The 24,298-nt window shown below is 63.3% G+C and carries 21 protein-coding genes; 19 read left to right on the top strand and 2 right to left on the bottom strand.

Features of this window, described 5'->3' with window-relative positions:
• Positions 1 to 939 (top strand): lipid A biosynthesis lauroyl acyltransferase, encoded by a 939-nt coding sequence (locus ACM6UT_RS07760; RefSeq protein WP_416796779.1) that lies wholly within the window; start codon positions 1 to 3, stop codon positions 937 to 939.
• A 207-nt stretch (positions 940 to 1,146) separates the two neighbouring features.
• A complete protein-coding gene (locus ACM6UT_RS07755) occupies positions 1,147 to 1,875 on the top strand; it encodes a PAS domain-containing protein (RefSeq protein WP_416796778.1) in 729 nt (242 codons plus the stop codon).
• A 42-nt stretch (positions 1,876 to 1,917) separates the two neighbouring features.
• Here the strand turns inward: ACM6UT_RS07755 and ACM6UT_RS07750 are convergent, their stop codons facing one another.
• A complete protein-coding gene (locus ACM6UT_RS07750) occupies positions 1,918 to 2,436 on the bottom strand; it encodes a hemerythrin domain-containing protein (RefSeq protein ID WP_416796777.1) in 519 nt (172 codons plus the stop codon).
• 290 nt (positions 2,437 to 2,726) lie between these two features.
• On the opposite strand from ACM6UT_RS07750, the gene ccoN reads away from it, so the two are divergent.
• The 9 genes from ccoN to gndA all read left to right on the top strand — a co-directional run bounded on the left by ccoN (position 2,727) and on the right by gndA (position 12,539).
• Entirely contained in the window at positions 2,727 to 4,355 is a 1,629-nt protein-coding gene (gene ccoN / locus ACM6UT_RS07745; RefSeq protein ID WP_416796776.1) for a cytochrome-c oxidase, cbb3-type subunit I, read from the top strand.
• Positions 4,356 to 4,369: 14 nt separating this feature from the next.
• On the top strand, positions 4,370 to 5,101 hold the full coding sequence (gene ccoO, locus ACM6UT_RS07740) for a cytochrome-c oxidase, cbb3-type subunit II (RefSeq protein ID WP_416796775.1): 732 nt from the start codon (positions 4,370 to 4,372) through the stop codon (positions 5,099 to 5,101).
• Positions 5,102 to 5,111: 10 nt separating this feature from the next.
• On the top strand, positions 5,112 to 5,264 hold the full coding sequence (locus tag ACM6UT_RS07735; protein WP_416796774.1) for a cbb3-type cytochrome c oxidase subunit 3: 153 nt from the start codon (positions 5,112 to 5,114) through the stop codon (positions 5,262 to 5,264).
• Between the two features lie 3 nt (positions 5,265 to 5,267).
• Entirely contained in the window at positions 5,268 to 6,131 is an 864-nt protein-coding gene (gene ccoP / locus ACM6UT_RS07730) for a cytochrome-c oxidase, cbb3-type subunit III (RefSeq protein WP_416796773.1), read from the top strand.
• Between the two features lie 281 nt (positions 6,132 to 6,412).
• On the top strand, positions 6,413 to 8,002 hold the full coding sequence (gene ccoG, locus ACM6UT_RS07725; RefSeq protein WP_416796772.1) for a cytochrome c oxidase accessory protein CcoG: 1,590 nt from the start codon (positions 6,413 to 6,415) through the stop codon (positions 8,000 to 8,002).
• Positions 7,999 to 8,544 carry a FixH family protein gene (locus tag ACM6UT_RS07720; RefSeq protein WP_416796771.1) on the top strand — a complete coding sequence of 182 codons (546 nt, stop codon included), beginning with the start codon at positions 7,999 to 8,001 and terminating at the stop codon, positions 8,542 to 8,544. Before ccoG ends, ACM6UT_RS07720 begins: the two co-directional genes overlap by 4 nt.
• Positions 8,541 to 10,841 (top strand): cation-translocating P-type ATPase, encoded by a 2,301-nt coding sequence (locus tag ACM6UT_RS07715; protein WP_416796770.1) that lies wholly within the window; start codon positions 8,541 to 8,543, stop codon positions 10,839 to 10,841. Before ACM6UT_RS07720 ends, ACM6UT_RS07715 begins: the two co-directional genes overlap by 4 nt.
• Positions 10,838 to 10,993, top strand: coding sequence for a cbb3-type cytochrome oxidase assembly protein CcoS (gene ccoS, locus ACM6UT_RS07710; protein ID WP_416796769.1), 156 nt, complete (start codon positions 10,838 to 10,840; stop codon positions 10,991 to 10,993). The genes ACM6UT_RS07715 and ccoS overlap by 4 nt, the downstream gene beginning before the upstream one ends.
• Positions 10,994 to 11,117: 124 nt before the next feature.
• Complete coding sequence (gndA, locus tag ACM6UT_RS07705) at positions 11,118 to 12,539, top strand: NADP-dependent phosphogluconate dehydrogenase (protein WP_416796768.1); 1,422 nt, start codon at positions 11,118 to 11,120, stop codon at positions 12,537 to 12,539.
• 34 nt (positions 12,540 to 12,573) lie between these two features.
• Here gndA and ACM6UT_RS07700 read toward each other — a convergent pair whose 3' ends face one another.
• Entirely contained in the window at positions 12,574 to 13,608 is a 1,035-nt protein-coding gene (locus ACM6UT_RS07700; RefSeq protein WP_416796767.1) for a LacI family transcriptional regulator, read from the bottom strand.
• Positions 13,609 to 14,056: 448 nt separating this feature from the next.
• Here ACM6UT_RS07700 and ACM6UT_RS07695 point away from each other — a divergent pair, with 448 nt between their 5' ends.
• The 8 genes from ACM6UT_RS07695 to mgrA all read left to right on the top strand — a co-directional run bounded on the left by ACM6UT_RS07695 (position 14,057) and on the right by mgrA (position 24,077).
• Positions 14,057 to 15,292, top strand: coding sequence for an ABC transporter substrate-binding protein (locus ACM6UT_RS07695; protein WP_416796766.1), 1,236 nt, complete (start codon positions 14,057 to 14,059; stop codon positions 15,290 to 15,292).
• 139 nt (positions 15,293 to 15,431) lie between these two features.
• The gene (locus ACM6UT_RS07690) at positions 15,432 to 16,334 is read left to right on the top strand and encodes a carbohydrate ABC transporter permease (protein ID WP_416796765.1); all 903 of its coding nucleotides are present in this window, start codon (positions 15,432 to 15,434) and stop codon (positions 16,332 to 16,334) included.
• A complete protein-coding gene (locus ACM6UT_RS07685; RefSeq protein WP_416796764.1) occupies positions 16,327 to 17,268 on the top strand; it encodes a carbohydrate ABC transporter permease in 942 nt (313 codons plus the stop codon). The genes ACM6UT_RS07690 and ACM6UT_RS07685 overlap by 8 nt, the downstream gene beginning before the upstream one ends.
• Positions 17,269 to 17,273: 5 nt before the next feature.
• On the top strand, positions 17,274 to 18,365 hold the full coding sequence (locus tag ACM6UT_RS07680; RefSeq protein ID WP_416796763.1) for an ABC transporter ATP-binding protein: 1,092 nt from the start codon (positions 17,274 to 17,276) through the stop codon (positions 18,363 to 18,365).
• Between the two features lie 37 nt (positions 18,366 to 18,402).
• Positions 18,403 to 20,859, top strand: coding sequence for a beta-mannosidase (locus tag ACM6UT_RS07675; RefSeq protein ID WP_416796762.1), 2,457 nt, complete (start codon positions 18,403 to 18,405; stop codon positions 20,857 to 20,859).
• Between the two features lie 64 nt (positions 20,860 to 20,923).
• Entirely contained in the window at positions 20,924 to 21,685 is a 762-nt protein-coding gene (locus tag ACM6UT_RS07670; RefSeq protein ID WP_416796761.1) for a sugar phosphate isomerase/epimerase family protein, read from the top strand.
• Positions 21,686 to 21,713: 28 nt separating this feature from the next.
• The gene (locus ACM6UT_RS07665) at positions 21,714 to 22,847 is read left to right on the top strand and encodes a Gfo/Idh/MocA family protein (RefSeq protein WP_416796760.1); all 1,134 of its coding nucleotides are present in this window, start codon (positions 21,714 to 21,716) and stop codon (positions 22,845 to 22,847) included.
• A 177-nt stretch (positions 22,848 to 23,024) separates the two neighbouring features.
• Positions 23,025 to 24,077, top strand: coding sequence for an L-glyceraldehyde 3-phosphate reductase (gene mgrA / locus ACM6UT_RS07660; RefSeq protein ID WP_416796759.1), 1,053 nt, complete (start codon positions 23,025 to 23,027; stop codon positions 24,075 to 24,077).
• Positions 24,078 to 24,298: the final 221 nt, after the last annotated feature.

Here is a 24,298-nt window from a genome sequence, read left to right as displayed (position 1 = left end):
TTGAAGCTCTTCGTCACCCGGATCGTGCTCGCATTGCGCCACTTCCAGCAATGGCTGGTGGCGCAGCTTGCTTTCGGATTCCTGACGATGCTCAAGATTCTTCCGGCCGATCCGGCGATCAACTTTGCTGACTGGTTGATGCGCAAGGTGGGGCCGCGGACCCGTCGTCACGGGCTGATGCTCACCAACCTGCGCAATGCCTTCCCGGAAAAGTCCGAGGCCGAGCGGGAAGAAATCGCCGTCGCGAGCTGGGGGCACATGGGCCGGCTCGCTGCCGAATATGTCTTCCTCGACCAGCTTTTCGACTTCGATCCCGAAAGACAAGGCGAGGGGAGGATCGAGGTGAGCGGCATTCCGCTCTTCCTGGAACTGCGCGACAATCCGCGCCCCTTCATCGTCTTCACCGCGCATACGGCGAATTTCGAGCTGCTGCCGGTCGCAGGCGCCGCCTTCGGCCTCTATGTGAGCGTGCTCTTCCGGCCACCGAACAACCCGTATATTGCCCAGAAGGTCTTCGACTTCCGCAGGAAGCGCATGGGCAAGCTGGTGCCGTCCCATGCCGGCTCGTCCTTTGCGCTCGCCCGCCAGCTCGAGGCCGGAGGAGGGGTTGGCGTGCTCGTCGACCAGAAGTTCAAGAAGGGCGTCACCACGTCCTTCTTCGGCCGGCCGGTGAAGACCAATCCGCTGCTCGCCAAGCTTGCACGGCAGTTCGATTGCGACGTCTATCCGGCACGCTGCGTTCGGCTTCCGGGCAACCGGTTCCGTCTCGAAATCGAACCGAAGATCGAACTGCCACGCACGGCGGCAGGCCAGCTCGACGTGAACGCGACGGCTCAGCTCCTCAACGACAAGGTCGAATCATGGGTACGGGAATACCCTGAGCAGTGGCTTTGGTATCACGACCGCTGGGATATCAAGCGAAGCATCGATCTCGGGTGACGGGTGGTCCTAGTGCGCCATCCGACTCTCGCCGGAATGGAACGTTCCTTGCCTGTGCAGAGTGGCATTTACCCCTAAACTTGATGTGTTGAGCCAGTTGGCCATTCATGTTACCCGACTCTTGATCGCATGATGGGAAATCTGTTCCGAATGCGACACCGTCGCGCGGTCCCACCCGCCGATGCCGGCCCAGTGTGGAGTGCCCCGATGCCCGAAACGACACGGAAAGACAATCTGGACGCGCTGTTCGAGGCCGTTGCCTTGAAGGACACGCAGCTTCGGCAAGCGATCCGAGTCGGCGACGACCGACTGGTCCGTTTGCTGGACAGGGAACTCGACCGCCTGATCGCGGCGGCGATGGACTATCGTGCCTCCTGCACCCACGAAATATACCAGCAGTTACGTTTCGTCAGTGGCCTTATCCGCGAGGACGCGGACGATCGCTCGTGCGTCACGCGCCATTCCGCTGTCCTGTCGTCGCTTCTCGACCGGTATTTCGGCGACGAGGGGGAGCGATCGACGACGGGATGCATCAGGCTGTCGACAACGACGGCGCTGGACCGTGACGATGACCTCTTCAACGAATCGATTCTCAACACGCTGTCGGAGCAGGTTGCAGTCGTGACCGCCGACTATCGCTATCTCTACGCCAACCCTGCCCACGCCTCGATCTTGAAGTGCCGGCAGATCGATGTCGTCGGCCGTCATGTCGCGGAGTTCCTGCCCGGCAGCCATTTCGAGGATTTTACCCGCGCGAGGCTCGACCGCTGCTTTGCCGGGGAGACGCTGAGCTTCAACTTCTCCTATCGCCCATGGGGGCGCGACGAGTGGGCCTGCTGCACGATGACGCCGTTTGCGGGCAATGACGGCCGGGTGGTCGGCGCGGTGGTTCTCATTCGCCTAAAGCAGGATACCTGTCGCAAGATCGCTGCGTAGGCAGGAGACCGGAGGCGGCGCGGGGCGTCGCCGCCCGCAGGCTCAGTGCTGGCCTTCCGGAGCAGAATCCGGCGGCAGATGCGTCAGCAGGCAATCGCGTTCGAAGGCGATGTGCCGGCGCATCCCTTCGAAGAAACCGCGCAACATGTATCCCACGGCCTCCATGTTGACGACATCGCCCGTGCCGAGCTTCAGCAGGACATCCGTGAGTTCCTCGGCGAAGCATTCGTCCTCGCAGTGCTCGAACTTCAATCGTTCGATGGTCTCACGAAGCTGCGGGCCTCGTTGCGATTCGATCCAGGGAAACAGCACCGTCTCCTCGTATTCGTGGACGTTCTGGACGAGGGGGCCGAGCATCTTTGCGGCGTAGAGGCACTTCTGGCGGTCGACATTGGAGGGAAGGGAGTCGGCGACCTCCTCAAGTTCGTTGCAGAGGGCGAGTTGCTCGTCATGAGCCCGGCGCAGCCACGCAATCGTCCGCTGATTGTCGTTGAGTGCTGCGGACGGAATCGGCGCGCCTGCTGTGGCATCGCAGCCCGCTCCGGTGGTTTTTGCTTTCATTACCGTCATCTCCGGTACCTCGACCGCGTCATCGGTTCGCAAACATGCCCGTCGTCCTCCGCGCCCGCGAGGACGATCTGGCTCTCCCACCGCTCCGAGGCTCCCTGCGGCACCATTTCAGGCTGGCTGCGACAATATTCACTTTTCCCTTAAGCACTGTTTTCCTGCATTGATTTAAATCAAGGTGCCTTGAGGCACTCGATGTCAATTCTGCACACAGCGCAGGAGGATTCTTTGCCCTATCAAGGGTCGTCCTGTGGTTGATCAGCAAGCCGTTGGGGGTTCCAACAATGAATTACACACTAGAAACTATGGTGATGGCGGTCCTCGCCTTTGCCGCGCTGCTCGGGGTGGCCTTCGCCCAGGACAGCCTGTTCGCTGTCCACATGACGATCGCCTTCATCGTGCTGCTCGGCGGTACGGTCGTCATGCTGCGCCAGATGAAGTTCGCACCCGCGAACGCAAAGTCCGCCGCACAGATAAAATCCGAATATTTCGACGAGGTCATAAAATACGGCGTCATCGCGACCGTCTTTTGGGGAGTCGTCGGCTTTCTGGTCGGCGTGGTCGTCGCCTTGCAGCTCGCATTTCCGGACCTGAACATTGAACCCTGGTTCAATTTCGGCCGCATGCGTCCGCTGCATACGTCTGCCGTCATCTTCGCCTTCGGCGGCAACGCTCTGATCGCAAGCTCCTTCTATGTCGTCCAGCGCACCTCGCGCCAGCGTCTTTTCGGCGGCTCGCTCGGCTGGTTCGTCTTCTGGGGCTACCAGCTCTTCATCGTGATGGCCGCGACGGGCTACCTGCTCGGCATCACCGAGGGCCGCGAATATGCGGAACCTGAATGGTATGTTGACCTCTGGCTCACCGTCGTCTGGGTCGCCTACCTGCTGGCCTTCCTCGGCACGGTCATGACCCGCAAGGAATCGCACATCTATGTGGCGAACTGGTTCTACCTGTCGTTCATCATCACGATTGCGATGCTGCACATCGTCAACAACCTTGCAGTCCCGGTCTCTTTCCTCGGCGTCAAGAGCTACTCTGCCTTCTCGGGTGTGCAGGATGCCCTGACCCAGTGGTGGTACGGCCACAACGCCGTCGGCTTCTTCCTGACCGCAGGCTTCCTCGGCATGATGTACTACTTCGTTCCGAAGCAGGCCGGTCGCCCGGTCTACTCGTACCGCCTGTCGATCATCCACTTCTGGGCCCTGATCTTCCTCTACATCTGGGCCGGCCCGCACCACCTGCACTACACGGCTCTGCCGGATTGGGCACAGACGCTCGGCATGGTGTTCTCGATCATGCTGTGGATGCCCTCGTGGGGTGGCATGATCAACGGTCTGATGACGCTCTCGGGCGCATGGGACAAGATCCGCACCGATCCGATCATCCGCATGATGGTTATCGCCATTGCCTTCTACGGCATGTCGACCTTCGAAGGCCCGATGATGTCGATCAAGGCGGTCAACTCGCTCAGCCACTACACCGACTGGACCATCGGTCACGTTCACTCGGGCGCTCTCGGCTGGGTCGGCATGATCTCCTTCGGCATGGTCTACTACCTGACGCCGAAGCTGTGGAACCGCAACCGCCTCTACTCGCTGCGGCTCGTCAACTGGCACTTCTGGCTGGCCACGCTCGGCATCGTTCTCTACGCCGCCGTCATGTGGGTTGCCGGTATCCAGCAGGGCCTGATGTGGCGCGAATACGATGCACAGGGCTTCCTGGTCTACTCGTTCGCCGAGTCGGTCGCCGCCATGTTCCCCTACTACGTACTGCGTGCCGTCGGCGGCGCGATGTACCTCACCGGAGGCATCATCATGGCCTACAACGTCGTGATGACCATCCTCGGCTACGAACGGCAGGAAGCACCGATCCCCGGTTCGGTCGTCCCCGCCGCTGTCCAGCCGGCTGAATAAGAAGGAAGGCTCTCATGTCCATTCTTGATAAACACCAAATCCTCGAGAAGAACGCGAGCCTTCTCTTTGTCGGGTCGCTGCTGGTCGTGACCGTCGGGGGTATCGTTGAAATCGTTCCGCTCTTCTACCTCGAGAATACCATCGAGAAGGTAGAGGGAATGCGGCCGTACTCGCCGCTCGAACTGGCCGGCCGCGACATCTACATCCGCGAAGGCTGCTATGTCTGTCACAGCCAGATGATCCGTCCGTTCCGCGACGAAGTGGAACGCTACGGTCACTACTCGCTGGCCGCGGAATCGATGTACGACCATCCGTTCCAGTGGGGATCGAAGCGCACCGGGCCCGACCTGGCGCGCGTCGGCGACCGCTATTCCAACGAATGGCACGTTCAGCACCTGACCGAACCCCGGGACGTCGTTCCGGAGTCGGTGATGCCGAGCTACTCGTTCCTGAAGACGACGCCGCTCAAGGTCGCGAACATCACCGCGAATCTTGAGACCAGCAAGGTCGTGGGCGTCCCCTATACGGACGACATGATTGCGAATGCGGATGCGGATCTCGCCGCCCAGGCCGATCCGAATGCAGACACCTCGGGACTGCTGGCGCGCTATCCCAAGGCCAAGGTGGGTGATTTCGACGGCGATCCGGCCAAGCTGACGGAGATGGATGCACTCGTTGCCTATCTCCAGATGCTCGGCACGCTGGTGGACTTCACCACCTATGACGACGCGACCGGATATCGTTGAGGAGGGGCACATGGAAACCTATACGGCCATGCGCCATTTCGCCGACAGCTGGGGCCTGCTTGGCATGACCCTGTTCTTCGTCGGTGTGATCCTCTTCACCTTCCGGCCCGGCGGCAAGAAACTTGCCGACGAGATCGCGCGCATCCCTCTCAAGGAGGACTAAGAGATGTCTGAGAAACATATTGACGAAATCAGTGGCGTCGAAACCACTGGCCATGAGTGGGACGGCATTCGTGAACTCAACAACCCGCTGCCGCGCTGGTGGGTCTGGTTCTTCTACGCGACCATCGTATGGGCGATCGGCTACACCATCGCCTATCCGGCCTGGCCGCTGCTGAAAGAGAACACCAAGGGCATGCTGAACTACACCAACCGCGCGGCGCTGACCGAAGAAATGACGGCGGCGAAGGCGGCACAGGCGGTCTATCTCGACAAGATCGCCGCCTTGCCACTCGACCAGATTGTCGCCGACAAGGAACTGGCGCAGTTCGCCATGTCCGGCGGTGCGGCGGCCTTCAAGGTCAACTGCGCGCCTTGCCACGGCTCGGGTGCCGCGGGTTCGCCGGGCTATCCGAACCTCAACGACAACGACTGGCTGTGGGGTGGCGATTTGCAGACGATCCAGACGACGCTCACCCACGGCATCCGCTATGATGCCGATGCGGATACCCGCGTGTCGCAGATGCCGGCCTTCGTTGACATCCTGCAGCCGGAGCAGATCCAGCAGGTTGCCGCCTATGTGTGGAGCCTGACCAATACGCCGTCGGATCCGGCGCTTGTCGAGCCGGGCAAGCAGGTCTTTACCGACAACTGCGCATCGTGCCATGGCCCCGACGCCAAGGGCATGCGGGAGTTCGGGGCGCCGAACCTGACCGACGCGATCTGGCTGCGCGTGCAGGGTGAGCAGGGTATCGCCCAGCAGGTCGCCCAGCCGAAGCACGGTGTGATGCCGGCCTGGGGCGTTCGCCTCGGCGACACCACCATCAAGGAACTTGCCGTCTACGTCCATTCGCTGGGCGGCGGCGAGTAAGCAGTGCCTGCCGGCGGCCGGAAACGGCCGCCGGACCACGTGAATGCAATCAGGTCCACTTTTCAGACCACGCCTGGGCGTGGTCTCTTTTTTGAAACGAATAGGCGTCTCACGTCGCCTGCCGGCAGGCCCTCGGGCTCGAGAGTTCCGGGCGCGTGACCTTATGCCGCTGGCGGCGGTGTTCACCTTTCGTTGCGGCGCTTCGCCGCCCCTTGATATAAGTCAAGGCGGCCATCCCGACGAAGTGGGAAAAGAATGGCCAGAATACGAGGTCCGAAGTCATGAATCTTCACGTCGACAAGAACAATCCGGCCAGCTCCGACGAGGTCGAGCGCCTTGAGGCGGAGCCGGTGATGTCCGCCAAACGGCGGGAACCCCTCTACAAGGCGCGGAAGAAGATTTTCCCGAAGCGAGCCGAGGGGCGATTCCGGCAGTTCAAGTGGCTGGTGATGCTCGTGACGCTCGGCATCTACTACCTGACGCCGTGGCTCAGATGGGATCGCGGCGAGTTCGCGCCTGACCAGGCCGTGCTCATCGATCTCGCCCATCGCCGCTTCTACTTCTTCTTTATCGAGATCTGGCCGCAGGAATTCTTCTTCGTCGCGGGTCTTCTCGTCATGGCGGGCTTCGGCCTGTTCCTGCTGACCTCCGCGGTCGGCCGCGCCTGGTGCGGCTATACCTGTCCGCAGACGGTGTGGGTCGACCTCTTCCTCGTCGTCGAGCGGGCGATCGAGGGTGATCGAAACGCGCGCATGAAGCTCGAAACGGCGCCCTGGACCTTTGAGAAGATCTGGAAGCGGGTGACCAAGCACACGATCTGGCTGGCGATCGCGGTCGCCACCGGCGGCGCCTGGATCTTCTACTTCGCCGATGCACCGATGCTCGCGATGGATTTCATCGAGGGGCAGGCGGCTCCTGTCGCCTACATGACTGTCGCCGTGCTGACCGCCACCACCTACCTCTTCGGCGGCCTGATGCGCGAACAGGTCTGCATCTACATGTGTCCCTGGCCGCGCATCCAGGCGGCGATGCTCGACGAGAGCTCGCTGGTCGTCACCTATAATGACTGGCGCGGCGAACCGCGCACCCGTGGCACGAAGAAGGCCGCGGCCGAGGGCAAGGTCGCCGGCGACTGCGTCGATTGTAACGCTTGCGTCGCCGTCTGTCCCATGGGGATCGACATCCGCGACGGGCAGCAGCTCGAATGCATCACCTGCGCGCTCTGCATCGACGCCTGCGATGCGGTCATGGACAAGATCGGCAGGCCTCGCGGCTTGATCGCCTATGCGACGCTCGACGAATACCAGTCCAACATGGCGCTTGCGACCGACAACGGCACCACTGAGATCCAGCCGAACCGTGTACGCAACGCCGACGGCAGCTTCAGCGACAAGGTCCGCCACTTCAACTGGCGCATCATCTTCCGCCCGCGGACGCTTCTCTATATGGGTGTCTGGACGGCCGTTGGTATCGGGCTCCTCGTCGCGCTGCTCGGCCGTGACCGGCTGGAGATCAACGTATTGCATGACCGCAATCCGCAATATGTGCTCGAATCTGACGGGTCGATCCGCAACGGCTACACCGTTCGCCTCTTGAACATGGTGCCGCAACCGCGCAACATGGAAGTGACACTGGACGGCCTGTCGGGCGCGACCATGCGGGTGAACGGCATGTCGGAAGTGGATGTCCGGTCCTTCACGGTCAATGTCGAGCCCGACGAGGCGACGACGTTGAAGGTCTTCGTCACCGTGCCGGCGGACCAGATCGAATCCAAGGTCGAGAACTTCCGGTTCAACGTCAGGGACGTCGATAGCAAGGAAGCCGACAGCTACAAGGCAGTGTTCAACGCACCCGGAGAGAAACACAAATGAGCGTGCGTGGCGAAAAGGCCGGCTTCGTCTTTACCGGCAGGCATATGGTGGGCGTCTTGGTGCTGTTCTTCGGAACGATCATCTCGGTCAACCTCGTGATGGCCTATTATGCCTCTTCCACGTGGAGCGGCCTGGTGGTCCAGAACACCTATGTCGCAAGCCAGCAGTTCAACGCCAAGGCGTCGGCGATCCGCGAGATGATGGCCACCGGCATCAAGGGCGAACTGGATGTTTCCGGCGAGGCGATCCGCTACCGGCTGACCCTTCCCGAGAACCAGCCCGTCCTGGCCGACAAGGTGACTGCCCACTTCAAGCGACCGGTCGGCGAGCATCAGGACTTCGTCGCCGAGCTTTCGACGCTCGGCGGCGGTCTCTATGGCGTAAGCCATGAGGTTCTGCCGGGCGAGTGGATCGTCGAGATGATCGCGGTCAAGGACGGCAAGACGATCATGCACGAGGCGCCGCGCATCGCGCTTGCCGACGGCAGGATGACGCTGCTCGACGAGCGGCACGAGCACCCCGGCGAGGGAGGCAGGAAATGAGCTGCTGTGCGGCCGGAACCGAAGGGGCACTCGACATCGAGCGGGCGGGCCATGCGCTGCCGACGGCCGAGGAGCTGCGGCTCGCGAGCCGCGATCTTGGAGACGGTTTGCGGCAGGTCGACCTCGCGGTGCCCGCCGTTCATTGCGGCGCCTGCATCACCACCATCGAGACAGCCCTGCGGAAGCTTCCCGAGGTCGAGCGTGCCCGCGTCAACCTGACGTCGAAGCGGGTATCGATCGTCTGGCGGGAAGAGCAGGGCGGCTGTCAGACCGACCCGTCTGTGCTGCCGCGGGCGATTGCCGCGACCGGCTACGAAGCCCATCTCTCCACAACGGCGGCGGAAGCGTCCGACGAGGTGCGCAACAAGTTGATCCGGGCCGTTGCACTTTCCGGCTTCGCGGCGAGCAACATCATGCTGCTGTCGGTCTCGATCTGGTCGGGCGCGGACGCCGCGACGCGCGATCTCTTCCACTGGATCTCGGCGATGATCGCCGCGCCCGCGCTGATTATCGCCGGCCGGTTCTTCTATCAGTCCGCCTGGAACGCCTTGAAGCACGGGCGTACCAACATGGACGTGCCGATCGCGCTTGCGATCACGCTCTCCTATGTCGTCTCCCTGTGGGAGACCCTCCATCACGGTGAACATGCCTGGTTCGACGCCACAGTCTCGCTGCTCTTCTTCCTCCTGATCGGCCGCACGCTCGACCACGTCATGCGTGACCGGGCGCGTTCGGCGATTACCGGGCTTGCGCGGCTCAGCCCCCGCGGTGCCATGGTGCTCGGCGAGAACGGCGCTCGCGACTACCGGCCCGTCGAGGAGATCCGCGTCGGAGACCGTATCGCGATCGCCGCCGGCGACCGCGTGCCGGTGGACGGCGAGATCGTCGCCGGTTCGAGCGACATGGACGTGTCGATCGTCAACGGCGAGAGCGCACCGCTTGCGGTGACCGCCGGCGACAGCGTGCAGGCGGGAACGCTGAGCCTCACCGGTTCGCTGGTCATCCGGGCGACTGCGACGGCACGCGATTCCTTCCTTGCCGAAATCATCGGCCTGATGGAAGCCGCCGAGGGGGGCAGGGCGCGCTACCGGCGCATCGCCGATCGTGCCGCGCAGATCTATGCGCCGGCGGTTCACCTTCTCGCGCTTCTCACTTTCCTTGGCTGGGGCGTTTTCGGCGGCGACTGGAAGCAGGCGATGCTGATCGCGATCTCCGTCCTGATCATCACCTGCCCCTGCGCGCTCGGCCTTGCCGTTCCGGTGGTGCAGGTCGTCGCTGCCGGTCGGCTCTTCCGCAACGGCATCATGGTGAAGGATGGTTCCGCCATGGAGCGGCTCGCGGAGATCGATACGATCGCCTTCGACAAGACGGGCACGCTGACGCTCGGACGCCCGCGCTTCGTCAACCGCTCGGAGGTTGATCCGAAGCATCTCGCGCTTGCCGCGGGCCTCGCGGCCCATTCGCGCCACCCGTTGTCGAGCGCGCTCCATGCGGCGGGCGACAGCCCTTCGACGGAGCTCGACACGGTCCGCGAAATTCCGGGCGCCGGCATCGAGGCGGTGACGCCTGAAGGCACCTATCGGCTCGGCAGCCGCAAGTTTGCCTGCCAGGCCGCCGACGGCGGTGCGAACGAGAGCGACGCGACATCCGAAGTCGTGCTGTCGTTCGACGGTCGTGCGCTGGAACGCTTCCGCTTCGAGGATGCGGTGCGTCCGGGTGCGGAAGGTGCGATCGACAGGTTGAAGTCGCAGGGCTACGCCGTGGGCATCCTCTCGGGAGACCGTCAAGGCGTGGTCGCCTCGCTTGCGTCCCGCCTTGGCATCGAGAACTGGCGTGCCGGCCTTTCTCCGCGCGAGAAGGCGGAACTGTGCGCGGCTGCTGGGGCCAAGGGACAAAAGCTGCTGATGGTCGGGGACGGCATCAACGACGCGCCGGCGCTTGCCGCGGCCCATGTCTCGATCGCGCCGGCGACCGCCGCCGACGTCGGTCGTCAGGCTGCCGATTTCGTCTTCATGCGCGAGAGCCTCGACGCGGTTCCGTTCGCCATCGAGGCGTCCCGCCGTGCTGGCCGGCTGATCCGCGAGAACTTTGCGCTCGCGATCGGCTATAACGCTCTGGCGGTTCCGATCGCGATCCTCGGCTATGCGACGCCGTTGATCGCGGCAATCGCCATGTCCTCCTCGTCGATCATCGTGGTCCTCAATGCGTTGCGGCTCAACCGGCTCCAAATGGCTGATCAGCCTGCCGCCGACGCGAAGCCGTCTTTTGCCGATCCGGAGGCTTCGTTCGCGTCATGAACATGCTGATCTTCCTGATCCCGATCGCGCTCTTCCTCGGCGGCCTCGGCCTCTTCGCCTTCCTCTGGTCGCTGAAGAGCGGCCAGTACGACGATCTCGAAGGCGCTTCCTGGCGCGTCCTCGACGACGGCGACGACCGCCCGGCGCGCTGAACGACAAGAGCAGCTCGAGCCGCCATATGCCGGCGGGACCTGATGGTGCGCGGCAGATGACGGCTTGCCGCCCATCACGATGAGTGCCACATATGCCTCCACTCGAAACGAAGGAGGCTTGCGCATGCAGACGGCTGAAATCGGCTTGATCGGTCTCGGGGTGATGGGGTCCAACCTCGCCCTCAATATCGCGGAGAAAGGCAACCGGATCGCGGTGTTCAACCGTACGGCTGCGCGCACCGGCGAGTTCCTTGAGGAAGCGGGCGACCTCGGCGCCAACATCGTCGGTTGCCGCACCATCGAGGAATTCGTTGCCGCCATCCGTCCTCCGCGCCCCATCATCATCATGATCAAGGCCGGCGACGCCGTCGATGCGCAGATAGACGCGCTGATGCCGTATCTCGCAAACGGCGACATCATGATCGACGCAGGCAACGCCAATTTCCGCGACACGATGGCCCGTTTCGACCGTTTGAAAGACACCGGCTTCACCTTCATCGGCATGGGCGTCTCGGGCGGTGAGGAGGGCGCGCGGCACGGTCCGTCGATCATGGTCGGCGGTACGCCGGACTCCTACGCCCGCGTCGAGAACGTCCTGACCTCCATCGCCGCAAAATACGACGGCGATCCCTGCTGCGCCTGGCTCGGGCCGAACGGTGCGGGCCACTTCGTCAAGACGATTCACAACGGCATCGAATATGCTGACATGCAGATGATTGCCGAGATCTACGGCATCCTGCGCGACGGTCTCGGAAGGCAGGCCCCCGAGATCGCCGAAGTCTTCGGCGCCTGGAACCGCGGCCGGCTCAATTCGTACCTGATCGAGATCACCGAGAAGGTGCTGCAGGCGAAGGACACGGTGACGGGCGCTGCGATCGTCGACATGATCCTCGATCGTGCCGGCCAGAAGGGGACCGGCAAATGGTCGGTCATCGAGGCGCAGCAGATGGGCGTGCCGGCAACCGCGATCGAGGCGGCGGTCGCCGCCCGCAGCCTCTCGGCGATGAAGGACGAGCGCGTCGCGGCGGAGGTCGTCTTCCCCGGCGGGCGTTCGCGCTTCGAACTGCCGGCGGGCCGCGCGCTCGAAACCGAGCTCGAACTGGCGCTCTTCGCCGCCAAGATCGCCGCCTATGCGCAGGGGTTCGCCGTGCTTTCCTCCGCCAGCCGCGAATATGACTGGTCGCTGCCAATGCCGACCATCGCGCGGATCTGGCGGGCCGGCTGCATCATCCGCTCGCAGTTCCTCGACGAGATCACCCGCGCCTTCACCGCCAACCCGGAAGCGGCTAACCTCATCGTCACGCCGGCCTTCTCCGCGATGGTGCGCGAGAGCCTGCCGTCGTTGCGCCGGGTCGTCGCAGCCGCCGTCACGGCGGGACTTCCGGTTCCGGCGCTCGCCTCGGCACTCTCGTACTTCGATTCCTACCGGCAGGCGCGCGGAACCGCGAACCTCATCCAGGCGCAGCGTGACTTCTTCGGCGCACACGGTTTCGAGCGCACTGACGGGCTCGACTGGCCACATGGTCCCTGGGGCGGCGGCGCCTGACGAGCCATCGAAGCGCTGGCGAAGCCCGTCGCGGTCAGTCGGACCAGACGGGCTCGCTCATGCTCTGGAGGTGTTCCGGGGCGATGCCGTCGATGCGGGCGATCACGGATTTCGCGAGTTCGCGACCGGCGTGGCGCACGTCTTCGAAGGCAGTGATGATTTCCGGGCGGATCCATTTGAGGATCGGCGCCGATTCCTTCGAAACGAGGTCGATGTCGCGGCCGACGCGCTTTCCCGCCGCCTCGATGCCGGCATTGACGGCGATGGTGGCGCTGCCAGACGAGGAGACGATGCCGTCCGGCGCGTCGTCGGAACGCATCAGGGCCTCGATCGCATCGCGGATGTCCTGCAGCGGCGCGTCGATGTTGAGGCCGAGCGGGACTTCCTTCGCGCCGTGCTCGCGCAGCCCCTTCACGAAGCCGGCCCGGGTGTGCGTGTAATAGGAGAGCTTGCTCGGCGGCTGTAGCAGCGCGATGCGCCTGCGTCCGCGACGGACGAGCCGCGCGACCGCTTGGTGGGCGAAGGCCTCGTTGTCGAAGTCGTGATAGGGGTGGACGAGCCCGGCATCCGTGCGCCCGTGGGTGGCGAACGGCATGCTCTGCTCGGAAAGAAGCCGCACGCGCGCGTCGTCCGGTTCGATCCGCGAGATGATGACGCCGTCTGCCGAGCCGGTGTCGAGAATGTAGCGCACCGGCAGCATCGGGTCCTTGCTGTGGGAATGCGGCGTCACCACGATGTGGTAGGGCGTTCCCGTCAGCACCTCGGAAATGCCGAAGACCATCTGGCTCGAGAAGCCCATGATCTCCTCGTCTATGCTGAGCACCAGCGCAATGACGTTGGTCTTGCCGGTGCGCAGGCGCACACCGGCGCGGTTCGGCTGATAGCCGAGCTGCCGGGCGACCATACGCACCCGTTCCTTCGTATCGGCGCCGATATCCGGAGCATCCTTCAATGCCCTGGAAATCGTGGTGATGCCCAAGCCCGTCATATAGGCGATGGTCTTGAGTGTCGGCCGTTCGGCTGTCGTGCCAGCCGGCCTGCGGACTTCGATCGCCTTACCCTTTTTCATATGTTCCCCGCCGCTTACGATGATCCGCATTATAGACACCGTCGAAGACGTCGCAATCAATCCGGACCGGTCATTCAGAACAAGCGTAAGGTGATCAATCTGAAACGTTGCAGTGAATTTGTCGAGTGCCCAGGTGATAAAATTTTGACGGGAACAACCATCAGTATTTATCCACTGTGAATGTGGTCCATTTTGCGCCTGCGAGAGAGCGGCGTGGTGCTGTGGGCGCGAACATGCCCGGAAATTGTGCTAAATTTCTGGTCAAAATACAGAAAATCGCCGTCGCCGCGTGCAGCGGCGGGGCAGAACTTGGGAGGAAATCGTGCCGATTGATTTCTCGTGTAGATTGAAAATAATGTTAAGAAAAGATTGTCGCCTCTTCCCGGTTGCGCGCGCCAACTGTTTCGCATAGATTTTTACGGCAACGTTTCAGTGAGGGAGGACACTCATGAATTTTCGTCGTATTGCAATTTTGCTCGCCGCCGGCGTAGCCCTGCCGTTCGGAGCGGCCCAGGCGACCGATCTTGAAGTAACGCATTGGTGGACGTCGGGAGGCGAGGCGGCGGCGGTCGCCGAACTCGCCAAGGCTTTCGACGCGACCGGCAACAAATGGGTCGACGGCGCAATCGCCGGCGCCGGCAGCACTGCCCGCCCGATCATGATCAGCCGCATCACCGGCGGCGATCCGATGGGTGCGACCCAGTTCAACCATGGACGTCAGGCGCAGGAACTGGTCGAGGCCGGTCTGATGCGCGATATGACCGCGGTCGCCGAAGCCGGCAAGTGGAAGGAGGTCATCAAGCCTTCGTCCCTGCTCGACAGCTGCACCATCGACGGTAAGATCTACTGTGCGCCGATCAACATCCATTCCTGGCAGTGGCTGTGGCTGTCCAACGCCGCCTTCGAGAAGGCCGGCGTGCCGGTGCCGAAGGACTGGAACGAATTCGTGGCCGCAGCGCCGAAGCTGCGCGAGGCCGGTCTCCAGCCGCTCGCCCTCGGCGGCCAGGCCTGGCAGTCGGGCGGCCTGTTCGACACGCTCGTGCTCAGCCTCGGCGGCAAGGATCTCTTCGAGGCGGTCTATGTGAAGAAGGATGCCGAGGCTGCGGCCGGTCCGGAGATGGCCAAGGTCTTCCAGGCTGCCGCCCAGGCCCGAGAAATGGCGGCCGGCAGCAATGTCCAGGACTGGAACCAGGCAACCAATCTCGTGATCACCGGCAAGGCCGGCGGCCAGGTCATGGGCGACTGGGCACAGGGCGAATTCCAGATCGCCGGGCAGGTTGCCGGCAAGGACTACAGCTGCCTGCCGGGGCTTGGCCTCAGCCCCTACATCACCACCGGCGGTGACGCCTTCTACTTCCCCGTGCTGAAGGACGAAGAGAAGTCGAAGGCGCAGGACGTTCTGGCGCAGACCATGCTGGATCCGAAGACGCAGGTGGCGTTCAACCTCAAGAAGGGCTCGCTGCCGGTGCGCGGCGACGTCGACCTGTCGGCTGCCAACGACTGCATGAAGAAGGGGCTGGACATCGTCGCCAAGGGCAATGCGCTGACCAGCACCGACCAGGCGTTGTCGGCCGACAGCCAGAAGCAGAAGGAAGATCTGTTGATCGAGTTCTTCGCAGGCACGTCGATGAGTCCGGAAGACGCACAGAAGCGCTTCGTCGACATCATCTCCTCGGCTGACTGAGACAGTCGACCGCGTCCGGCCGGCACCGGTTTCCGGTGTCGGCCGGATGTTGCGATGTCCTGGCCCCGCAAGGTCCGCCGGCATCGGCGCAGAGCCTTTGCCTGTTTTCCTGCGATGATGCGCTCGAGGAGGAACCGAAATGACAGGTTACGCGCCTGCCAAACGCCCCAATCAGCTTTTCCGCAATCTGAACTCCAAGATTGCGTCCATCCCGATGATCCTGATCGCCGTCGGCATCTTCCTCGGAGGCTCGATCTGGACCGTCGTCTATTCCTTCACCAATTCCAAGCTCCTGCCGCGCCTGTCCTTTGTCGGGCTCGATCAGTATGAGCGGTTGTGGAACACGTCGCGCTGGATCATTTCGATCGAGAATCTGGCGATCTACGGCGTCCTGAATTTGATCTTCAGCCTGGTGGTCGGCTTTCTGCTGGCCGCGCTGATGGACCAGAAAATCCGGTTCGAAAACGTCTTTCGCACCATCTTTCTCTATCCGTTTGCGCTGTCCTTCATCGTTACCGGGCTTGTGTGGCAGTGGATCCTCAATCCGGAATTCGGCATTCAGGCCATCATCCGCTCGCTCGGCTGGGAGAGCTTCCACTTCGATCCGCTCTACAACCCCGACATCGTCATCTACGGCATCCTGATTGCTGGTCTCTGGCAGGGAACGGGTCTCGTGATGTGCCTCATGCTTGCCGGCCTGCGCGGCATCGACGATGACATCTGGAAGGCCGCGCGCGTCGACGGCATCCCGATGTGGCAGACCTATCTCTTCATCGTCATCCCGATGATGCGTCCGGTCTTCATCACGACCCTGGTCATCATCGCAAGCGGCATCGTCAAGGTCTACGACCTGGTGGTCGCCCAGACGAGCGGCGGCCCCGGCAATGCCTCGGAAGTGCCGGCGAAATATGTCTACGACTACATGTTCCAGGCCCAGAACCTCGGCCAGGGCTTCGCCGCCTCGACGATGATGCTGGTCACCGTCGCCATCATCATCATTCCGTGGGCCTATCTCGAATTCGGAGGGAAGAAGCGTGGCTAACGTCTCGACGCTCAATACCGTCGGTGCCGGCTTCGATGCCGTCGCGCCCGAAGTGTCCGGTCCGCGTGGCCGTCGTCCGCGGCGCGCTCTGTCCCGGCGCAACATCATCCTCTACGGCACGCTGTTCGTCGCCGCGCTCTACTATCTCCTGCCGCTCTACGTGATGGTGGTCACCTCGCTCAAGGGCATGCCGGAAGTGCGCATGGGCAATATCTTCTCGCCGCCGATGGAGATTACCTTCGAGCCCTGGGTCAAGGCCTGGTCGACCGCCTGCACGGGGCTCAACTGCGACGGGCTTTCGCGCGGCTTCTGGAACTCGGTGCGCATCCTCGTGCCCTCGGTGATCGTGTCGATCTTCGTCGCCTCGGTCAGCGGCTACTCCCTCGCCAACTGGCGGTTCAAGGGATCGGAGCTGTTCTTCTCGATCCTCATCATCGGCGCCTTCATTCCCTATCAGGTGATGATCTATCCGGTGGTCATCGCGCTGCGCGAACTCGGCGTCTACGGCACGCTGACGGGGCTCGTGATCGTCCACACCATCTTCGGCATGCCGATCCTCACGCTTCTGTTCCGCAACTATTTCTCCGCGCTTCCGGCAGAACTTTTCAAGGCGGCGCGCATCGACGGGGCCGGCTTCTGGCAGATCTATCTCCGGATCATGCTGCCGATGTCGCTGCCGATCTTCGTCGTCGCCATGATCATCCAGATCACCGGCATCTGGAACGACTTCCTGTTCGGCGTCGTCTTCACCCGGCCCGACACCTATCCGATGACGGTACAGCTCAACAACATCGTCAATTCCGTCCAGGGCGTGAAGGAATACAACGTCAACATGGCCGCGACGCTGCTGACCGGCGCGGTCCCGCTCATCGTCTACTTCATCTCCGGTCGCCTTTTCGTCCGGGGCATCGCCGCCGGCGCAGTCAAGGGTTAAGCAAGATGTCGCATTCTGTTTCCATCAAGGATCTGTCTTTGAGCTTCGGCGCCGTGAAGGTGCTCGAAAACCTCGATCTCGATATCCGTGACGGCGAGTTCCTCGTCCTGCTCGGCTCGTCCGGCTGCGGAAAGTCGACGCTCCTCAACTGCATTGCAGGCCTCCTGGAGCCGACGGACGGACAGATATTCATCAAGAACCGCAACGTCACCTGGGAGGAGCCGAAGGACCGCGGCATCGGCATGGTGTTCCAGTCCTACGCGCTCTATCCGCAGATGTCGGTGGAAAAGAACCTCTCCTTCGGGCTGCAGGTCGCCAAGGTGCCGAAGCCGGAGATCGAAAAGCGCGTGGCGCGGGCCGCTGAAATCCTGCAGATCGGGCCACTCCTGAAACGCAAGCCGGCCGAGCTTTCCGGCGGGCAGCGGCAGCGTGTGGCGATCGGCCGTGCGCTGGTACGGGATGTCGACGTCTTCCTCTTCGACGAGCCGCTCTCGAACCTCGATGCCAAGCTGCGCTCGGAACTGCGCGTCGAGATCAAGCGGCTGCACCAGTCGCTCAAGAACACGATGATCTACGTCACCCACGACCAGATCGAGGCGCTGACGCTCGCCGACCGTATCGCCATCATGAAGAGCGGCGTCATCCAGCAGCTCGATGACCCGATGACGATCTACAACCGCCCGCGCAATCTCTTCGTCGCCGGCTTCATAGGTTCGCCGTCGATGAACTTCATCCGCGGCGAAATCGCCGAACGCGGCGGGCGCCGGGTCTTCCACACCGATGGTGTCGACTTCTCGCTCGACGGCTATGACGCGAACGGCACGCTCGTCCCCGGTCGCAAAGTCGTACTCGGCGTGCGTCCCGAACATGTCCTCGTCGACGAGGATATCGTCGGTGCGAACGAAATCCATGAAGCGGTGGTGGACATCGAGGAGCCGATGGGCGCTGACAATCTCCTGTGGCTGAAGCACGCCGGCCATGTACTCGGCGTTCGCACCGCCGGCACCCGCCGCTACCGGCCGGGCACGAAGGTGCGTCTCGGCTTCGACATGTCCGTCGCCTCGCTCTTCGATGCCACGACGGAGGACCGGATTTGAACGCTGGCGTCGTGCCTCCGACACACGGACCAAGACCATGACATCACCCGCATCGTCGACCATCATCGATCTTTCCGGCGAGTGGCAGCTCTCCTCGCGCGACGGCGAGCACCGCTGCGCGATCGTGCTGCCGGGCGACGTGCACTCGGCCCTGCAGGTGGCCGGCGTCATTCCGGACCCATATGTCGGCCGCAACGAGGAGCGCGTGCAGTGGGTCGCCGAGCGCGACTGGGTGCTGGAAAAGACCTTCTTTCTCGATCATGCCGATGGCCTCTTCTATCTCGACCTCGACTATGTCGATACGGTCGCCGTCGTCTTCGTCAACGACATCCCGGTGCTTTCCTCGGACAACTGCTTCCGGCGCTACCGACCGGACGTGTCGGAGGCGCTGGAGCCGGGTGAAAACCGCATCCGGATCCTCCTGCATTCGTCGGTCGCGGCCGGCGCCGAGCGACAGGCTCGCCAGCCGTTCTATGTTCCCTATTCGACCACCAATTCGCCAATCCCGAACGGCAACATGCTGCGCAAGCCGCAATGCCATTTCGGCTGGGACTGGAATATCGCGCTGGCGCCCCTCGGCCTTTACGGCACGGTCGCGCTGAAGACCCTCGATCCGGCGCGCGTCGAGCACCTCGTCACCCGGCAAGTGCACAACGAGGACGGCAGCGTCGATCTCCACGTCGCGCTGACGCTCTATACCGCCGAGCCGGCCGTCGTGCCGGTACATTTCGATCTCGACGGGGAGCGGGTGCTGCTCGATTGCGGCATCGACGCCGGCGAAACGACGATCCCCTACATCTTCCATATCGAAGCGCCGCGGCTCTGGTGGCCGGCGGGCAGCGGCGAGCAGGCGCTCTACCGTCTGACCGTCGAAATCCCCGGCGAGACGGTCACACGGCAGATCGGCCTCAGGACCGTCGAGCTCGTGACCGATCCGGACGAGACGGGCAGTCGCTTCGCCTTCCGCGTGAACGGCCGGGAAATCTTCTGCCGCGGCGCCAACTGGATTCCGGCGGATGCGCTCTTTTCGCGGACCTCACGGGAGAAGACCGAGGACCTCTTGCGCTCGGCGGTCGAGGCCAACATGAACATGATCCGCATCTGGGGTGGCGGGTTCTACGAGCACGACTGGTTCTACGATCTCTGCGACCGGCTCGGCCTGATGGTCTGGCAGGACTTCATGTTCGCCTGCAATCTCTATCCCTGTACCGAGGATTTTCTCGCGAACGTCGCCGAGGAAGTCGACTACCAGGTCAAGCGTCTCTCCTCGCACGCCGCCATCGTGGCCTGGTGCGGCGACAACGAGCTCGTCGGCGCGCTTACCTGGTTCCCGGAATCGCGCGACAACCGCGACCGCTATCTCGTCGCCTACGACCGCCTTAATCGCACGATCGAGCAGGGGCTGAAGAAGGCGGCGCCGGAGGCGATCTGGTGGCCGTCGAGCCCGGCGTCCGGCTATCTCGACTACGGCGACGCCTGGCATGCCGACGGCTCGGGCGACATGCATTACTGGTCGGTCTGGCACGAAAACAAGAGTTTCGATAATTACCGAACCGTCAAACCGCGCTTCTGCTCGGAATTCGGCTTCCAGTCCTACACCTCGCTGCCGGTGATCCGCGGCTTCGCCGAGGCGAAGGACATGAACATCGCCTCGCCGGTGATCGAGCTGCACCAGAAGAACGCCGGCGGCAACGAGCGAATTGCCGGCACCATGTTCCGCTATTTCCGTTTCCCGAAGGATTTCGCCAACTTCGTCTATCTCTCGCAGATCCAGCAGGGGCTGGCGATCAGGACGGCGGTCGACTACTGGCGGTCGCTGAAGCCCCATTGCATGGGAACCCTCTACTGGCAGCTCAACGACACCTGGCCGGTCGCCTCCTGGGCGAGCCTCGATTACGGCGGTGGGTGGAAGGCGCTGCACTACATGGCGCGCCGCTTCTTCCAGCCGGTCACGGTCGCGGCAATCCCGTCCGGGGACGGCAAAGAGGTTCGTTTCTCGATGGTCAACGACACGCCGGAGCCGGCGGTGGTCGACATGAACCTCTTCGCGGTAACACTCGGTGGCGAGAAGATCCCCTTGCGGACGGCGAGCGGGACCTGCCGGCCCGACCGGGCCGAAACGCTGCTCGCCCTCGCGGCGGACGACATACCGCCCGGTTCTATCCTCGCCTGGAGCTTCATCGCCAACGGCACGAGCGGCGAGGGCCATTACGTCCACGGCACCTATAAGGCGCTCGATCTCGCACCGTCGGGGTTGACGCTGCAGGCGGCACCGGGGCAGGGCGGCACGGTCGATCTCACCGTCTCCGCGCGCGGTCTCGCGCTCTTAGTGATGATCGAGTGCGATGTCGCCGGCCGCTATTCCGACAACGCCTTCGACCTTGCCGCCGGCGAAAGCCGCACCGTGACCTTCACGCCGGCCGCGCCGCCTGCGCCGGGCAGCGTGCCGGCCTTCACCCATTACGACCTCTATTCCTGCCAGGCCGCGACCTGACCTTGACGCGGCCCGACGACCAGAGCCCCCGGGGCACCACCCGAACCCTACGAGGAGACCACAAATGACGAAACTCGGCTTCCAGCTCTACAGCGCCCGCAATTTCCAACCTTTCTCCGAGGTTTTTCCGAAGCTCTCCGCCGCCGGCTACACGGAGGTCGAGGGCTATGGCGCCATGTATGCCTCGCTCGACGATGCCGGCGTTGCGGCGCTGCGGGCGGATCTCGACCGCAACGGGCTCGCCATGCCGACCGCCCATTTTGGCCTCGACATGCTGGAGGAAGACCCGAAGCGCGCTCTGAAGATCGCCGAGACGCTCGGCATCGAGGCGATCTATTGCCCATACCTCATGCCGGACAAGCGCCCGAGCGATGCCCGCGGCTGGTTCGCCTTCGGCCAGCGGCTGCAGGAGGCCGGCAAGCCGGTCCGCGATGCGGGCCTGGTCTTCGGTTGGCACAACCACGACTTCGAGTTCGTCACCCTCGATGACGGCTCGACACCGCAGGAGCAGATTTTCGCCGGTGGCCCGGACCTCTCCTGGGAAGCCGATATCGCCTGGGTGATCCGCGGCGGCGCCGACCCGCTGGCCTGGATCGAAAGCTACGGCAAGCGCATCAGCGCCGTCCACGTCAAGGACATAGCGCCGGCGGGACAGAATGCCGACGAGGACGGTTGGGCAGATGTCGGTCACGGTACCGTCGACTGGAAGGGCATCGTCGACGCCCTGAAGGCGCATCCGGTCCGCCATTACATTGTCGAGCACGACAATCCCAACGATCTCGGCCGGCTGATTACCCGATCGATCGCCTCCTTCAACAGCTACTGATCGTCACAGAAACATTCGGAACGTCCCCATGACACGTGAACTCGGCGTCGGCATCATCGGATGCGGCAATATCTCCACGACCTACTTTTCCCTTGCCCCGCTCTTCAAGGGGCTGAAGGTGCTCGCCTGCACCGACCTCAACATGAACGCCGCCGAGCTTCGGGCGGAGGAATACGGCGTCAGGGCACAGACGGTCGATGAACTGCTCGCCAATGACGAGCTCGACATCATCGTCAACCTCACCATTCCGGATGCGCATTACGCCGTCTCGAAGCGCATTCTCGAGGCCGGCAAGCACGTTTACTCGGAAAAGCCGCTGGTGCTGAGCCTCGAAGCCGGCGAGGACCTCCGCCGGATCGCGAAGGAAAAGAAGCTCAGCGTCGGCTGCGCTCCGGACACCTTCCTTGGCGGTGCGCACCAGCTTGCCCGCAAATATATCGACGAGGGCGGGATCGGCCGCATCACCTCCGGCACTTGCCACGTGATGAGCCCGGGCATGGAGATGTGGCACCCCAATCCGGACTTCTTCTTCCTGCCGGGCGGCGGGCCGGTGCTCGATCTCGGGCCGTACTATATCGCCAACCTCATCAACCTCATCGGCCCGGTGAAGCGGGTGGCCGCGCTCACCTCCATGGCGTCGGAGACGCGCACCATCACCAGCCAGCCGCGCGCCGGCGAGGTGATCCCGGTCCGGACGCCGACCAACATCCACGCGCTCCTCGAATTCGAGAACGGTGCGACGGTTACGCTGTCGGCGAGCTGGGATGTCTGGTCGCATCGCCACGGCAACATGGAGCTCTACGGAACCGACGGCTCGCTCTTCGTACCCGATCCGAATTTCTTCGGCGGCATGGTGGAGGCGAGCGGCCGCAACAAGGAGATCAAGCCGCTCGAAGGCTGGGATCATCCATTCGGGATCGACAACCAGGAACATGCGAATGGCCCGCGCGCCAATTACCGCACGGCCGGCCTCGCTGACATGGCAGTCGCGATCCTCGACGGCCGCGACGCCCGCTGCTCGCTCGACCGCGCGCTCCACGGCGTCGACGTCATGACCTCCATCCTGCAATCAGGGGCGGAGGGCCGCTTCGTCGATCTCTCCACAACCTGCACGCAGCCTCAGGCGCTCGGCATCGATGAGGCGCTGGCGCTGCTGAGGTGACGGAAGGCGATGGGCAAGCGAAGGGCCGGTCAGGTGGCGCGGAGCGCCGGATGAGGGGGCTTCCGGGGGCATCGCCCCCTCATCGCCTCGCTTCGCCCGGCATCGAAGCCGGTGGTCGATTGCGGGCTGTGTTGCTATGACAGCTGTCATAGCCCGAGACTCTAGTTGGAGACTTTCATGACCTGGCAACCATCCGAGAGCCGCTACGAGCGGATGACCTACAATCGCTGCGGACGAAGCGGCCTGAAGCTGCCGGCGATCTCGCTCGGCCTCTGGCACAATTTCGGCAACGACACGCCGCACGCGACGAAGCAGGCGATCTGCCGCACCGCCTTCGATCTCGGCATCACCCATTTCGACCTCGCCAACAATTACGGTCCGCCGCCCGGTTCGGCGGAGCTGGCGTTCGGCGAGATCCTGCGGACCGATTTCGCCGGTTACCGCGACGAGCTCATCATCTCGTCCAAGGCGGGCTACGGCATGTGGGCCGGTCCCTACGGCGAGTGGGGCAGCCGCAAATACGTGATCGCGTCGTGCGACCAGAGCCTGAAGCGGCTCGGTCTCGATTATGTCGACATCTTCTATTCGCACCGCTTCGATCCGGATACGCCGCTCGAAGAAACCTGCGGAGCACTCGACCACATCGTCCGGTCGGGCAGGGCGCTCTATGTCGGGATTTCCTCCTACAATTCGAAGCGCACCCGCGAGGCGGTGGCGATCCTGAAGGAACTCGGCACGCCCGTCCTCATCCATCAGCCGAGCTATTCGATGATCAACCGCTGGATCGAAGAGGACGGCCTCGTCGATACGCTGGAAGAACTCGGTATCGGCTCGATCGTCTTCTCGCCGCTGGCGCAGGGCATGCTGACGTCGAAATACCTGAACGGCATTCCGGCCGGCAGCCGCGCCTCGCAGGACAAGTCGCTCGATCCGGGCTTCCTCAACGAGAAGAACCTTGAGAACATCCGCGCGCTCGGCCGGATTGCCGAGCGGCGCGGCCAGACGCTCGCGCAGATGGCGCTCGCCTGGGTGCTGCGCGGCGGGCGGATCACCTCGGCGCTCATTGGCGCGAGCCGTCCCGAGCAGGTCGAGGACTGTGTGAAGGCGCTGGAGAAGCCCGATTTCACGGCGGAGGAACTCGCCGAGATCGACACCTATGCCAGGGAAGCCGACATCAATCTCTGGGCGGCATCGGCCGAGCGGAAGGGGCCGCCACGGAAGAAGAAGTAAGGTTTGAGATCGAAATACCCCCTCTGGCCTGCCGGCCATCTCCCCCACAAGGGGGGAGAGCGGATTCGGCAGCCCGCCCGATTGCCGTTGGCCGGGAGTCCTGCGTCTCAGACGCCGGGCCCGGGAGGGCGCGACGGTAGCGGCTCGTCTCCCCCCTTGTGGGGGAGATGTCGGCGTAGCCGACAGAGGGGGTGTTTTCCGAGAAAAAGGAGGAGAAACGC

Source organism: Ciceribacter azotifigens (genome assembly GCF_048159625.1).
GTDB lineage: Bacteria > Pseudomonadota > Alphaproteobacteria > Rhizobiales > Rhizobiaceae > Allorhizobium > Allorhizobium azotifigens.
Note: the sequence above shows the minus strand (reverse complement) of the source record. Positions and strands in the feature narration are given on the sequence as shown.

Coding starts and splice junctions, on each gene's coding strand:
- ACM6UT_RS07715 (WP_416796770.1), top strand. CDS start 8,541: ATGAGCTGCTGTGCGGCCGGAACCGAAGGGGCACTCGACATCGAGCGG.
- ccoG (WP_416796772.1), top strand. CDS start 6,413: ATGAATCTTCACGTCGACAAGAACAATCCGGCCAGCTCCGACGAGGTC.
- ACM6UT_RS07695 (WP_416796766.1), top strand. CDS start 14,057: ATGAATTTTCGTCGTATTGCAATTTTGCTCGCCGCCGGCGTAGCCCTG.
- ACM6UT_RS07720 (WP_416796771.1), top strand. CDS start 7,999: ATGAGCGTGCGTGGCGAAAAGGCCGGCTTCGTCTTTACCGGCAGGCAT.
- ACM6UT_RS07690 (WP_416796765.1), top strand. CDS start 15,432: ATGACAGGTTACGCGCCTGCCAAACGCCCCAATCAGCTTTTCCGCAAT.
- ACM6UT_RS07675 (WP_416796762.1), top strand. CDS start 18,403: ATGACATCACCCGCATCGTCGACCATCATCGATCTTTCCGGCGAGTGG.
- ACM6UT_RS07680 (WP_416796763.1), top strand. CDS start 17,274: ATGTCGCATTCTGTTTCCATCAAGGATCTGTCTTTGAGCTTCGGCGCC.
- ACM6UT_RS07700 (WP_416796767.1), bottom strand. CDS start 13,608: ATGAAAAAGGGTAAGGCGATCGAAGTCCGCAGGCCGGCTGGCACGACA.
- ccoP (WP_416796773.1), top strand. CDS start 5,268: ATGTCTGAGAAACATATTGACGAAATCAGTGGCGTCGAAACCACTGGC.
- ccoN (WP_416796776.1), top strand. CDS start 2,727: ATGAATTACACACTAGAAACTATGGTGATGGCGGTCCTCGCCTTTGCC.
- ACM6UT_RS07665 (WP_416796760.1), top strand. CDS start 21,714: ATGACACGTGAACTCGGCGTCGGCATCATCGGATGCGGCAATATCTCC.
- ccoO (WP_416796775.1), top strand. CDS start 4,370: ATGTCCATTCTTGATAAACACCAAATCCTCGAGAAGAACGCGAGCCTT.
- ACM6UT_RS07670 (WP_416796761.1), top strand. CDS start 20,924: ATGACGAAACTCGGCTTCCAGCTCTACAGCGCCCGCAATTTCCAACCT.
- ccoS (WP_416796769.1), top strand. CDS start 10,838: ATGAACATGCTGATCTTCCTGATCCCGATCGCGCTCTTCCTCGGCGGC.
- ACM6UT_RS07735 (WP_416796774.1), top strand. CDS start 5,112: ATGGAAACCTATACGGCCATGCGCCATTTCGCCGACAGCTGGGGCCTG.
- gndA (WP_416796768.1), top strand. CDS start 11,118: ATGCAGACGGCTGAAATCGGCTTGATCGGTCTCGGGGTGATGGGGTCC.
- ACM6UT_RS07750 (WP_416796777.1), bottom strand. CDS start 2,436: ATGAAAGCAAAAACCACCGGAGCGGGCTGCGATGCCACAGCAGGCGCG.
- mgrA (WP_416796759.1), top strand. CDS start 23,025: ATGACCTGGCAACCATCCGAGAGCCGCTACGAGCGGATGACCTACAAT.
- ACM6UT_RS07755 (WP_416796778.1), top strand. CDS start 1,147: ATGCCCGAAACGACACGGAAAGACAATCTGGACGCGCTGTTCGAGGCC.